General features: G+C 37.5%; 16 protein-coding genes and 1 pseudogene. 3 read left to right on the top strand and 14 right to left on the bottom strand.

Annotated elements, in window-relative coordinates; translation table 11 throughout:
• The 9 genes from STRINF_RS05125 to STRINF_RS10535 all read right to left on the bottom strand — a co-directional run bounded on the left by STRINF_RS05125 (position 1) and on the right by STRINF_RS10535 (position 4,442).
• Positions 1 to 525, bottom strand: coding sequence for a heme biosynthesis HemY N-terminal domain-containing protein (locus STRINF_RS05125; protein WP_006531979.1), 525 nt, complete (start codon positions 523 to 525; stop codon positions 1 to 3).
• A gap of 146 nt (positions 526 to 671) precedes the next feature.
• The gene (rpsR, locus tag STRINF_RS05120) at positions 672 to 911 is read right to left on the bottom strand and encodes a 30S ribosomal protein S18 (protein WP_000068664.1); all 240 of its coding nucleotides are present in this window, start codon (positions 909 to 911) and stop codon (positions 672 to 674) included.
• A gap of 60 nt (positions 912 to 971) precedes the next feature.
• The gene (locus STRINF_RS05115) at positions 972 to 1,478 is read right to left on the bottom strand and encodes a single-stranded DNA-binding protein (protein ID WP_006531978.1); all 507 of its coding nucleotides are present in this window, start codon (positions 1,476 to 1,478) and stop codon (positions 972 to 974) included.
• A gap of 11 nt (positions 1,479 to 1,489) precedes the next feature.
• Positions 1,490 to 1,780: a 30S ribosomal protein S6 gene (gene rpsF / locus STRINF_RS05110; RefSeq protein ID WP_006531977.1), complete on the bottom strand. Its 291-nt coding sequence runs from the start codon at positions 1,778 to 1,780 to the stop codon at positions 1,490 to 1,492.
• 205 nt (positions 1,781 to 1,985) lie between these two features.
• The gene (locus STRINF_RS05105) at positions 1,986 to 2,132 is read right to left on the bottom strand and encodes an ATP-dependent protease (RefSeq protein WP_223903580.1); all 147 of its coding nucleotides are present in this window, start codon (positions 2,130 to 2,132) and stop codon (positions 1,986 to 1,988) included.
• Between the two features lie 191 nt (positions 2,133 to 2,323).
• Positions 2,324 to 2,644 carry a hypothetical protein gene (locus STRINF_RS10155; RefSeq protein ID WP_006531975.1) on the bottom strand — a complete coding sequence of 107 codons (321 nt, stop codon included), beginning with the start codon at positions 2,642 to 2,644 and terminating at the stop codon, positions 2,324 to 2,326.
• Positions 2,645 to 2,649: 5 nt separating this feature from the next.
• On the bottom strand, positions 2,650 to 3,543 hold the full coding sequence (locus tag STRINF_RS05095) for a hypothetical protein (RefSeq protein ID WP_006531974.1): 894 nt from the start codon (positions 3,541 to 3,543) through the stop codon (positions 2,650 to 2,652).
• A 58-nt stretch (positions 3,544 to 3,601) separates the two neighbouring features.
• A complete protein-coding gene (lepB, locus tag STRINF_RS05090) occupies positions 3,602 to 4,186 on the bottom strand; it encodes a signal peptidase I (RefSeq protein ID WP_006531973.1) in 585 nt (194 codons plus the stop codon).
• Complete coding sequence (locus tag STRINF_RS10535; protein WP_398577246.1) at positions 4,173 to 4,442, bottom strand: DNA repair protein; 270 nt, start codon at positions 4,440 to 4,442, stop codon at positions 4,173 to 4,175. Before STRINF_RS10535 ends, lepB begins: the two co-directional genes overlap by 14 nt.
• 1,169 nt (positions 4,443 to 5,611) lie before the next feature.
• Here STRINF_RS10535 and mutY point away from each other — a divergent pair.
• The 3 genes and pseudogenes from mutY (at position 5,612) to STRINF_RS05070 (ending at position 10,026) form a co-directional block, all read left to right on the top strand.
• The gene (gene mutY / locus STRINF_RS05080) at positions 5,612 to 6,760 is read left to right on the top strand and encodes an A/G-specific adenine glycosylase (RefSeq protein WP_006531970.1); all 1,149 of its coding nucleotides are present in this window, start codon (positions 5,612 to 5,614) and stop codon (positions 6,758 to 6,760) included.
• A 242-nt stretch (positions 6,761 to 7,002) separates the two neighbouring features.
• A pseudogene (locus tag STRINF_RS05075) lies at positions 7,003 to 7,601 on the top strand (NADPH-dependent FMN reductase).
• Positions 7,602 to 7,611: 10 nt separating this feature from the next.
• The gene (locus STRINF_RS05070) at positions 7,612 to 10,026 is read left to right on the top strand and encodes a flavocytochrome c (protein ID WP_006531968.1); all 2,415 of its coding nucleotides are present in this window, start codon (positions 7,612 to 7,614) and stop codon (positions 10,024 to 10,026) included.
• A gap of 311 nt (positions 10,027 to 10,337) precedes the next feature.
• On the opposite strand, the gene STRINF_RS05065 is transcribed toward STRINF_RS05070, so the two are convergent.
• The 5 genes from STRINF_RS05065 to trxA form a co-directional block, all read right to left on the bottom strand.
• Complete coding sequence (locus STRINF_RS05065) at positions 10,338 to 10,766, bottom strand: YjdF family protein (RefSeq protein WP_006531967.1); 429 nt, start codon at positions 10,764 to 10,766, stop codon at positions 10,338 to 10,340.
• Between the two features lie 147 nt (positions 10,767 to 10,913).
• Positions 10,914 to 11,294, bottom strand: coding sequence for a hypothetical protein (locus STRINF_RS05060; RefSeq protein WP_006531966.1), 381 nt, complete (start codon positions 11,292 to 11,294; stop codon positions 10,914 to 10,916).
• A 72-nt stretch (positions 11,295 to 11,366) separates the two neighbouring features.
• Positions 11,367 to 12,002, bottom strand: a complete 636-nt coding sequence (locus tag STRINF_RS05055) for a DUF421 domain-containing protein (RefSeq protein WP_006531965.1) — start codon at positions 12,000 to 12,002, stop codon at positions 11,367 to 11,369.
• Positions 12,003 to 12,005: 3 nt separating this feature from the next.
• Positions 12,006 to 12,455 carry a DUF3290 domain-containing protein gene (locus STRINF_RS05050; RefSeq protein ID WP_039696312.1) on the bottom strand — a complete coding sequence of 150 codons (450 nt, stop codon included), beginning with the start codon at positions 12,453 to 12,455 and terminating at the stop codon, positions 12,006 to 12,008.
• A gap of 108 nt (positions 12,456 to 12,563) precedes the next feature.
• Positions 12,564 to 12,878 (bottom strand): thioredoxin, encoded by a 315-nt coding sequence (trxA, locus tag STRINF_RS05045; protein WP_015695637.1) that lies wholly within the window; start codon positions 12,876 to 12,878, stop codon positions 12,564 to 12,566.
• Between the last annotated feature and the right edge of the window lie 13 nt (positions 12,879 to 12,891).

The raw sequence follows: 12,891 nt of genomic DNA, 5'->3' as shown, positions 1-12,891 counted from the left end.
TCAAATAATCTCATCGTGATCTTTTTGCAATTCATAACCACGTTTTAGCACAACAATAGCAATATCATTGATAATGATAAAAACAATATTCACAAGATAATCTTTAAAAGATAAATCAAATAAGCTACTTGTATCTGCTATTTTAGAAAAATTAAGCAAGATATTAACAAGCAATTGAATTCCTGTGAATAAAATCTGATAAAGAAGAACTTTAGAAAGCAAATTGATGTTTTCGGAGCAAAAATACTCTTCATCTTGAAAATTTATCAACAACTTATCCAAAGCTCGCATTATCCTAAATAGAAGATAAAAAATAATCATAGCCATTATTAAGACAACAATCGGAATCCAAACAGAGACCTGAACTCTTTGATAACCATAATCCAAAGTAAATAGGCCACCATGATTTTGCCCAGCAAAAAACACTGCAAAGATACCAAATCCCATCAAAATCATACCTACAATCGATAAATAGCATATTATCTTAACAACTTCTCTTCCAACTTTTAAAGCAATCTCTTTCATAAGTCTCCCTCTAAATTATTGTTTTACAACAATCATATTCTTGAAATTATTATAAAACAATAATTTCAACTTGTAAACTCAAAAAAATTTTTCCACACAAAAAAACGACCTCTTTCGAAGTCGTTTTTTCTGTTCACCGCAACGAATTAGTCTTCGTTTACGAATGGCATAAGAGCCATAACGCGAGCGCGTTTGATAGCTGTTGTTACTTTACGTTGGTTTTTAGCTGAAGTTCCAGTTACGCGACGTGGAAGAATTTTACCACGTTCTGAAACGAAACGGCTAAGAAGCTCAGTATCTTTGTAATCAACATATTCAATTTTGTTAGCTGCGATGTAATCAACTTTTTTACGGCGTTTGAATCCGCCACGACGTTGTTGAGCCATGTTTTATTCTCCTTTATATTATTGTTGTTTCAAGTTTAACACTTGAGGTGTCCATATCCATTAGAATGGAAGATCGTCATCTGAAATATCCATTGGGTTTGAATTACCAAATGGGCTTTCGTCACGACCGAAGTTAGGTGTTTGTTGTGAAGATTGTGATGAGAAACCACCATTAGAAGATCCATCCAATGATGAATTGTTGTTAAATCCACCGTTGTAAGAACCACTTGATTGACCTTCACGTGTAGCACGACTTTCCAAGATTTGGAAATTATCTGCAACGACCTCAGTTATGTAAACACGTTGGCCTTGTTGGTTTTCATAGTTACGAGTCTGAATACGACCAGTAACACCAACCAATGTACCTTTTTTAGCCCAGTTAGCCAAGTTTTCAGCTTGCTGACGCCAAATAACACAGTTAATAAAATCTGCTTCGCGTTCACCATTTTGATTCTTGAAGTTACGGTTTACAGCAAGTGTAAATGTCGCAACTGCTTGATTAGATGGTGTGTAACGGAGTTCTGCATCGCGGGTCATGCGACCGACAAGTACTACATTATTAATCATAAAATACCTTCTTACGCGTCAAGTTTAACGATCATGTGACGAAGAATGTCACCGTTGATTTTTGAAAGACGGTCGAACTCGTTAAGAGCTACAGCATCTTCTGCTTCAACGTTAACAACGTGGTAAAGTCCTTCGCGGAAATCTTTGATTTCGTATGCAAGACGACGTTTTTCCCAGTCTTTTGATTCAACAACAGTTGCACCGTTGTCAGTCAAGATAGAGTCAAAGCGTGCTACCAAAGCGTTTTTAGCTTCTTCTTCAATGTTTGGACGAATAATGTAAAGAATTTCGTATTTAGCCATTGATATTTTTCCTCCTTTTGGTCTAATGACCCGTGACCGAAATCACGAGTAAGTGAGGTATACTCACAATAAACCATTATACTATAGCTTCAGAAATTGCGCAAGAGATATGCGGAAAAGAAAGTGTTTTTATCCTAAATTTTTTACCATTTTATTTTCCCAAAAATCCCCAAAACAAAAAAGCAGGTGTGCTCTGCTTCTTTGCTTAAAAATCGCCTTTATTAGAAACGGCTAAGTTTGTCTCATAAATCTCCGTTGCAAAATCTAATTCTTTTCTAAAAGCATTTGCTTCTTCACGACTTTCAAAAATCTTTTGTGCTTGAACGAACTGCTGACCACTGCGCCAGTACATCTTCCTAACAACCCACATATTCTTACCTCGCTTTTCGCTAGTATAACTCCAATTATAGCATAAATTTTATGAATTGTTGCAAAATTAAGTCTTGTATTTAACTTTTAATATAAACTTCAAATTGACTTAACAAAAACTTTGTGAAAGCGTAACAAAAAAAGATGAGCTTATCGCTCATCTTCAATTCTTTTTTAATCATCCTTAAAAATTATTTTTAATTGATTAATCGTTTCTTGGTAGTTTTTAGAGTTCATTTGTGGTCGTTTAAGTCCCTTTTGACTGAGGTATTTACCAACTCGGTCACCATGACGTTTGAGGTACCTGCTACTTGTTGTAACAAAGATATAGATAACAATAACAAGGCAGATTGGAATACCGATAAACGGTGCAATATATAACGCATTGAGCTGCATGGCATCGGAAGTGGTCTTAGCTTCACCATCAGCATTTGGAATGCGGTGCCCGCGTACCAGTAGACGTTGGGTATTTATCCCGTAAGGTGTACATGTCACTAAAGTCAGATAATCTTGATTGGGAAGACTGAAATTATTCCTCCATCGACAATTTGTGCGGTTGCCATTTCATGTTCAACACCTGCATTATCAGTGTACTTGAAGGTCACATTATGAGTAGTTGTTGATCTCGGACCACCAACTTTATTAAGATTTGCTTTTGACTCAGAAGGATTGCTTGATGTTACCAAGGCATAAGCTGAAAATTGACTATTATCAAAAGAAACTGATGTAATCTTATGATCGATTTCTTTGACATCTTTTTGCGAAATATTTTCTTGTGAACCATCATCAGGAAAATGCAAAACATCAAAGTTATCTTTGGCATTCACAGCTTCTTTCGGTGTGATTGTCACCTTAACGTCAGCTTTTGGTTCAACCTTTTGACCATTTGATTCAAAAGAAATATCGTAGAGAAGAACACTTTCGATGTTCTTTCCTACTAGAGAATTTTGTACTTTTTCATAATTCGCTTGATAAGCAGCATCGTCATTTTTGATTTCCTTGACGGTCAATGTCGTATCCTTAGGCAACTGTGCCTTTTCATCAACATCAGCTTTAATCGTGTAATCTTGATTTTGTGCTGTCAAGGTTGTCGCTTGTGTGATCAAATCAGGCTCATCACTTGCTGCTTGTGTAGCACCGCTATTTGACGTATCAACTGAGGAACTTTCTGTTGCAGATCCTAACTGATTATCCTGTGGTGCCGGTAGTGATGGCGGCGACTGACTACTTTGTTCAACTTCTATACCAGGATCTTGCAAAGCAGTCTTATTATCAAGAGTGATAGCTGGTAAAATCAAAAGATAAGCTGTCACCAGAGCTACTATAACGGCAAGGAAAGTAGCGAGTTTTTTATGATTCTTGATTAAATCTTTTCGTCTAAAAAAATTTCTCATCGATTTTTCACTCTCCTTCCCTCCTAAAACATCAGTGAAAATATGTCGACAATTACTTTTAATTTAGAGTACCAATATCTGATAAAGGCCAGATTCTAAAAATTAGTTTACCAACTAATTGTTCATAAGAAACTGTACCAACAGAAGTATTTCGTGAATCAATCGAAACGCTACGGTTTTCTCCCAAAACGAAAATACGGTTTTCTGGAACTTGGTAAGGAAACTTAATGTTTGTCTCACCATAAGATTTGTGTTCGATATAAGGTTCTTTTATTTTTTTGCTATTGACATAAACCGTTCCATCCTTGGTGATGTTAACCCAATCACCCGATTCTGCAATAACTCGTTTTACCAAAATATTGTTGTTGTAATAAAAAGCGACGATGTCTCCTGTCCTAAAGTGATTACTTTTAACTGTCAAGACCACATCTCCACTATCTAGCATCCCCTTCATGGATTTCCCATAGATCCTGAGGGTTGGAAGGTAAAGCATAGCTACCAAAATCGCAAAGGCGGCTACTACAATTAACATAAAAACCGTGCTTCTTATCTTCTCGGTAAAAAGTTTATGGTATTTCGCTTTTTTATATAACTCTTCAATCTCACTGGTTGTGGGAAGAGTAATTTCGTTATCCTTTTTCATACTCCGCTTCTCCATTCATTTGTTTGACATTCTTAAGATACAAGTCTGCTGCTTTTTGGCTTTCTTCAAAAACATTCGTCAAACTAAGGGAAGCTTCTGCGATAGAACTAGCGTTGGCTAGTTTTATCTCTTGATTTTCTAATTTTTCATTGGCTTTTGCCAATTCATCTCTTAATCGGTCGATTTCTTTACTCTGAGCTAGCATGATTTCATATAGTTCGATACGTTTTAATCTTCGAAATTTTTCTTTTCCCACATAAATCGCCTCGTTTCTACTTATTATAAAGCGCTTTCTATTAACTTTATTGTAATCTTTTTTTCTCTCAACGATTTTCTGTAGATTTTCTAAAGTTTTTTCATTGATTTTTCGATAATGGCAATTCTTTAATTTTAAAGCCATAAAAAAGAAGCCGAGAATTTTTATCTCAGCTTCAAAAAAATTTTTTCGTATGTTATCTAACATACCATTCTCATAAGGAGTTAGTCTGTTAGATTATTATCTCCGTTTTTATAGCGATTTAAATTCATTTTCAGCATTGTACATATACCTCCATGAGTTTTTTGTCACTACTTTTTTACATTGGTATCACTCCTTTAGCTATTTTATGCAATTAGCTAAAGTATCACCATTTTTATATCTTGCTACGTTCATAAGATACCTCCATTAATTGAAAATACTCACATAACAACGATAATAATCAAATTTTTTCTGTTTTTTTGATAGGGCGACTGACTCGTCGCCATATCTTTTTTGAGTCTCCATTTTTGTAACGGCCTACATTGATTGCTTTCACATCTATCACAACTTTCATTAAAAAATTAAAAGCTTTTTTCAAACATGGAAGCAATATGATTAGAAGCCCTTTCGATTACTACTGTTACTAGCAACAAGATCAACCGGTATTATTTCTTGCACCAGCTATTTCTAATCGTTCACTTCCAATTAATATCTTCATCTAAAATGTGACATCACTCCTTCATTGACCTAAATTCAACTAGTTGTTAGTCTCCATTTTTGTAACAACCTACATTCATCATCAACATAAGACGTTCCTCCGATGTTTCTTTTGTTACAAATTTTTTTGAGATTTGAGGTATAAATCTTTATGGCTAATCAAAGTGACTAATCACCATTTTTATAGCGTCCTAAGTTTAATTTCAACATAAGCGCCACCTCCATAACGTAAAGTTAACTGTGCCTACTTAACTCCGACTAGAGACTTTATCACCATTTTTATACCGGGCGACATGTGGTTTCATCATAAGAACTGTTACCTCCTTACTTCGTTTCTTTTGTCATCCTTCTTTACACTTTTATTATAATGTAACCGCTTACCTTTTGTCAAGAGATATGTGCTTTTTATTAAAAATTTTTTCCAAGAACTTTTATTACCCTTAAGATATGAACTTTGCTAAAATGGAAACATGATTAATTTAACTGATTATGGGATTGAGATGTGGGACGATGAAAAGATTGCTTCTTTTCGCCGTACCCTGCTCAATTGGTATGATAATGAAAAACGCGACCTACCTTGGCGCAGAACTAAGAATCCTTATTTTATCTGGATTTCTGAAATCATGCTGCAACAGACGCAAGTGGTGACGGTAATTCCTTATTACGAACGCTTTTTAAAATGGTTCCCGACGATTGAAGATTTAGCCAATGCTCCTGAGGATAAATTGCTAAAAGCTTGGGAAGGGCTTGGTTACTACTCTCGCGTGCGCAACATGCAAAAGGCTGCGCAAGAAATCATGGTAAAATTTGATGGTGTTTTTCCAGATAATCACAAGGATATTCTTTCTTTAAAAGGTATTGGTCCTTACACTGCTGGAGCTATTTCTAGTATTGCTTTTGGACTTGCTGAACCTGCTGTTGATGGGAATGTTATGCGCGTCATGGCGCGCCTTTTTGAAGTCAATTATGATATTGGTGAACCCAAAAATCGCAAGATTTTCCAGGCAATTATGGAAATCTTAATTGATCCAGAACGTCCTGGGGATTTTAACCAAGCACTGATGGATCTGGGGACTGATATCGAATCAGCCAAGAATCCTCGTCCAGATGAGTCTCCGATTCGCTTTTTCAGTGCAGCTTATTTACACGGGACTTATGACAAATACCCCATTAAACTGCCTAAGAAAAAGCCCAAGCCGCTACAGCTTCAAGCTTTTGTCATTCGAAATAACGGCGGTGATTTCTTATTAGAAAAAAATCTTGATGGGCGCTTGCTTGGCGGCTTCTGGTCATTTCCAATCGTGGAGACAGACTTTATCGGACAGCAGCTAGATTTATTTGAAAAAAATACTGCTTCTCTTAAAACCGTCTCACAAAAAGCACTTTTTGAAAAGGATTACCAAGTCACTCCTGATTGGACTAAGCGAGAATTTAGCCCAGTCAAGCACACCTTTAGCCACCAAAAATGGACTATTGAGCTCATTGAAGGCATGGTAACTTCAGATGAAGTTTCCAAAGACAAAGAACTCCGATGGGTCTCACTAGACCAACTTCAAGATTATCCCATGGCTACACCACAAAAGAAGATGCTGGCAGAATATCTTAAGAAAATTGATTAAGACCAATTTAAGGAAAGCCTTCTATAATATAGCCATTCCTAATGATAATATCTCAAGATGAATCGTTCACAGATATTAAAAACGTATCCTTAAGTAAGAGCCCTGATGTTTCAGGGCTCTTTTTCTTGTCATACTATATTCTTAAAAAATGATACTTTCCTCTCCTATAACAAAAACGTTTTCAATTATTTTGAAAAAGGAGTATGATAAAGGTAATTATTTGTGTAAAAGGAGTTGACTATATGAAATTAGTTGCTATTGTTGGACAAATTCAACTCGTTCAACAAACCGTAAGTTGTTAAAATTTATGGCTAAGCATTTTGCTGATGTGGCCGACATTGAACTGCTTGAAATCAAGGATTTGCCTGCCTTCAATGAACCTGAGGATAAGATTGCTCCTGCTGTTGTTGCTGCATTTTCTGAAAAAATTGCTAGCGCAGACGGGGTTATCATCGCTACACCTGAGTATGACCATACCATTCCAGCACCGCTATCTTCTGCTCTTGAATGGATTGCCTACACAAGTCGTGCGCTAATCAATAAACCAACCATGATTGTAGGAGCTTCTCTTGGAGCACTAGAAACATCACGCGCACAAGCACATCTTCGTCAAATCTTGGATGCCCCTGAATTGAAAGCTCGCATCATGCCTGGCACAGAATTTCTTCTTGGTCATTCCGAACAAGTGTTAGATGACAATTTTAATCTCAATAATCCTGAAAAAGTCGCTGAACTTGAAGATAATTTCAAGGAATTTCTAGCTTTTGTAGATATTACCAATCAAGTTGTCAGCAAAGCTAATACCAACCGTAAAAAAGCTTTTGCTTGGGAAAAAGACTAGGAGGTTTATTATGAAATTAGTTGCCATCGTCGGAACAAATGCCAAACACTCATACAACCGACTTCTACTCAAATACATGGCAAAACATTTTGCCAAAGAAGCAGACATTGAGATTCTGGAAATCACTGATGTTCCAATGTTTAATGAAACTGATGACCAAACAGAGTCTGCTGTTATCCAAACTTTCAACACTAAAATCACTGAAGCTGATGGGGTTATCATCGCTACACCAGAACACAATCACACCATTCCATCAAGCCTAAACAGTCTTATCGAATGGTTGTCATTTAACATTCACCCTTTGACAGGCAAGCCAATTATGATTGTGGGAGCTTCATATGATGTTCAAGGTTCTTCACGCGCACAACTTCACCTACGTCAAATTCTAGACGCCCCAGGAGTTAATGCTGTTGTCATGCCTGGTAGTGAATTTTTACTTGGGCGTGTCCAACATGCCTTTGATGAAAATGGCGACCTTAAAGACCAAGGAACCATTGATTTCCTAGAATCTTGCTTCTTCCGCTTTATTCGCTTTGCCAATATTGCTAATCAGCTCAACCAACCTGAAGACGTACGATTTGAACCCGGTACTTATCACGTCACTACTGTCGGTCACAACGGTGACCTACCAATGTCAGTAACCCTTTCAGAAGAACGCATCGAAGCTATTGATATTGATTCTTCTGGTGAAACTGGCGGTATTGCTGATGTGGTCTTCACCCGTATTCCAGACGAAATCATCGAAGGTCAAACCCTTAATGTCGATGCCATTTCTGGTGCTTCAGTTACTTCAAAAGGTGTCCTAAATGGGGGCGCGCGTGCGGTGCGCCAAGCTGGTGCTAATCCTGACGCCCTTCGTTCACGTCCAAAAGCTCCTTCAGCTCTTGATAAAGAAGACAAAACTTACGACACAGAACTTGTCATTGTCGGTGGGGGAGGTGCTGGTTTGATAGCAGCTGCTCGAGCCCTTCAAGCTGGTAAAAAAGTCATCCTCGTTGAAAAATTCCCAGCAGTCGGCGGAAACACTGTCCGCGCTGGTGGTCCAATGAATGTACCTGACCCTACTTGGCAAAATACATTTCCTGCTAATCCTGGTGAAGCTCACAATTTGCAAGAACTTCATGACATTGATAAGTCAACTATTGACCCTGAATTCTTGCCAGATTTCCGTGCTCTTAAGACTGAAATTGAAGAATACCTCAAAGACCCAACTTACCTCTTTGACTCAAAACTTCCCTACCGCATCCAAACTTATCTTGGCGGTAAACGCAAAGACCTCAAAGGTCACGAAATTCACGGAAACTACGAACTCATTCGCGTCTTAACAGAACGTGCTCTTGAATCTGTTTATTGGCTTGAAAATATCGGTGTTGAATTCTTACGTGACGAAGTAACTATGCCAGTTGGTGCTATTTGGCGTCGTGGTCATAAACCAAAAGTTCCAATGGGCGTTGCCTACATCGCTGTTTTGAAAGATTTTGTTTTGAAAAACGGAGGAATCATTCTAACAGATACCCAGGTTAAAGAACTCGTTGTAACCGATGGTGTCATCACAGGTGTCAAAGGTAGCGGACGCAATGGACAAACTATTACCGTCAATGGTAAAGCTGTGATTTTGACAACAGGTGGATTTGCAGCTAATACTAAAATGCTCCAAAAATACAACACTTACTGGTCAGAAATTGATGATAATATTGCTACTTCAAATACCTCTGCTGCAACTGGTGACGGTATCCTACTTGGTCAATCTGTCGGTGCAGACCTTGTTGGTATGGGCTTTAGCCAAATGATGCCAGTATCAGACCCAGTGACTGGTGCTCTCTTCACAGGTTTGCAAGTTCCGCCAGCAAACTTCATCATGGTCAACACCAAAGGTAAACGCTTCGTCGATGAATACGGTAGCCGTGACCAATTATCACAAGCAGCTATTGATAACGGTGGTCTCTTCTATCTCATCGCAGATGAAAACATCAAAGAAACAGCCTACAACACTAGCCAAGAAAAAATTGATGCCCAAGTTGAAGCAGGTACCCTCTTTAAGGCTAATACCTTGGAAGAATTGTCAGAACAAATCAACATTGACCCCGCTACTTTGGTAGAAACAATCACCAATTACAATTCATACGTTGACGCTGGTCATGACCCTGAATTTGACAAAGGTGCCTTCGACCTCAAAGTCGAAAAAGCACCATTCTACGCAACACCACGTAAACCAGCCACACACCACACGATGGGTGGTCTAAAAATCGATACTCACGCCCATGTCATCAACGAAGATGGCAAAATTATCAAAGGTCTCTTTGCTGCTGGTGAAGTTGCAGGTGGACTCCACGCAGGTAACCGACTCGGTGGTAACTCACTAACAGACATCTTCACATTTGGACGTATCGCAACTGATACAGCCATCGCTGAGTATCTTGATTAAATAGTCAACACCAAGGAGAATAGAATTAATATTCTAGGCATAAGAAAAGCACCCTATACGCCAAGATAAAGGGTGCTTTTTTTCGTTATTCACAATCTTTTAACAGCTTAGAAAAAACACCAAATCCTTTTACATACAAAAAATTCCAGATTTAAAATCTGGAATTTCTAGGAGATTCGCAACAGCTACTTTATGTCAACAGCTGCTACAACTATGAAAAAGAAAGTTTATTTAGGATTGACTATAGTATAGCCAGACTAGCTTAAGCCAAACTGAATTTTTTCTTATATAAAACTTAAACTTTTTTCTTTTCAATGTCCCCGCTTTTTCTGATGACGCTTTTCTTGCCTAAGCAAGTATTTTCGTTCCTTTTCTAGCTCACGTTTCACCTTTTGCTTAGACTTTTGAGCTTTCTTGACTTCCTCACGCACTTCCTGCATAGCAAGCTGAGCTTTCGTTGACACCACAGGCTTATACTTTGCCTTATTGATATCACGTTGCACTCGTTTTGGATTTCGTTTTTTCTGTGAAATAGCTGGCGCTGAAAACTCAGAGCTTACTTCAACCTTATCATACCTGCGCAGCCATTTTCCCAAAGAAACATCAATAAAGTTTAGAATATCATCATCCTTTGGCTCTTTACCGAACACGTAACGAAAAGCCTTGTAACGTTTCTTCGAATCCGTAAATTCAATCAAAGCCGACCAAAATGCCCCATCAAAATATACTGTCATTTTCATAACAGCCCCTCCTTAAAAAAATTGACAATGGACGACCTCGGAAGGGGAAGGTTACTGATACATGTTGTACTCACAGACTACCAACTGTGATGTGTTTTTATGTCAGCTTTAGTATAACAAATTTTAAAGAAGTTAACAGATTTTAACTTAAACCGCGAAAAATCCTGCTAGGTCAGCTGTTAGGACATTAGCTACTGCAAACTGATACTTTCCACGAAAATGTGTCAAGTGTGTCATGGTTCTGATATTGTATTTCTTGGCAAATTTTTTGTAAGCAACATAATCAATATCTTTGGTATCAAGGCAATAAATCACTTGGTCAATTTGACTGAGTCTGTCTAAAGCATTTTGAGTATCAACATTATCAAGTCGACCAATCAACAAATAAAAGTCCTCTTTAGCTGCCATTTTACCCTTGACCTCATCAAGACTTACAAATTGAATATTATCTGCCGTTTCAGCTTTAGCATCCCCACAATGAAATAAAGAGGCTAGCAATAACAAGCAAAAAATCGTTACAAGTCGCATCTCTTTTCCTCCTACTTATTTATTCGAAAAAGAAAAGAAAAAACACCAGAAAATCTGGTGATTTTATCAATTTTATTTTTCTGAATAGGGAACCAGGTACAATTTTCCATTTAAGTATTCAGCTAAAAAGATTTCTCTAGGGTTATCAATATTTTGTTCCTTAAGTTTTTCTAGCAGCCACTCTTCATCCTGATTGATTAATTCTAAGACATCATAATTAATGCGACCATTGCTAATCAGTGGAAACTTCGGATTTTCCGAATTTTTATCTAGAACCGTTAGCTTCCCATTTGGCTCCATGATGGCACTCTTGACATCTTGGGTCGAATTCAAACCTTCCATTCTCAAATGGAGCATCAGCTGGTCTGCTGTAACACCTAGTTGTGCACAATTTTCCACATTCACTTTGCCGTCTTTGATCAAAATTACTGGATTTCCCACAACAAGAGATTTAATGTATTTATTGTTAATCAAAAGTTTTACGATAATAACCACCAAAGACCAAATCAACAAAATAATCAAAAAGGTTGAAATTGAAATTGAACTGTTGTAAATCACACCACCGATAATACCACCAAGAACAAAGTTTTGAATCTGATTAAGTGGAGTATTTGCCGAGAATTCATATTTTCCAAGAACATTAATCTGTAGAATGGTCGCCAAAATCCCTAGTAAAAACTTGATACTGACTAAAAGATACATATTCATCAGCTATTTTCCTCCATTAAGGTAAATACGGTGATCAATCACGTGTGTGCGCTCAAGTGTGTAAGAATTATTATCATCATTCAGATGAACAGTATAGTCCTCCTTATTATAGCGTACAATGATACCATCTTTTAAGGTCGTTGAATTGACTAAGACATCCTCAGGTTTTAAATCGTTATCCGTAGCCACACTTTTGATGAATTTGACAAGAACTTGTGACTGCGAAAAATCATGGTTATTTTGCATGTAATCTTCAACTTGAATCCCCAGAAGAATGAACATCAACACCACGATACCAATACTAATATCGCGAAGACGCGTCTTCAGCCTATTTCGCATGTAGTGCAGACTTGTCAACATCACAATAGCAAGCAAGACAATCAAAATCACAGACCTCAAAACCAGATTAAAAGACTGATGCTGCGTAATGTAATCTAAATTATAGAAATTCATCTCACGTCCTCCTAAAATCCTTTTCTTTAGCTTTTTTACCATTATACTATTTCTAACACCAAAAAACTCCCGAAAAATTTCGGGAGTTTGTCATCTATAAATACTTAATTAGCTCAATTCAGCAACGATTGCTTTGATTTGGTCTTTAGTGTGAACACCAGCGACTTGTTTCACAACTTCGCCATCTTTTTTGAAAAGCAATGTTGGGATTGACATGATACCGAATTTTTGAGCTGTTTCTGGGTTTTCATCAACATCGATTTTAACGATTTTAAGCTCGTCCTCATCCATTTCTTCTGACAACTGTTCCAAGATTGGAGCTTGCATCAAGCATGGACCACACCAAGTTGCCCAAAAGTCAACAAGGACAAGACCTTCATTTGTTTCTGCTTCGAATGTAGCATCAGTAATATTGTGTGCCATAATGTAATTACCT

Source organism: Streptococcus infantarius subsp. infantarius ATCC BAA-102 (genome assembly GCF_000154985.1).
Taxonomy (GTDB): domain Bacteria; phylum Bacillota; class Bacilli; order Lactobacillales; family Streptococcaceae; genus Streptococcus; species Streptococcus infantarius.
The sequence above is the reverse complement of the archived record's forward strand: the minus strand, read 5'-3'. Positions and strand labels throughout refer to the sequence as shown.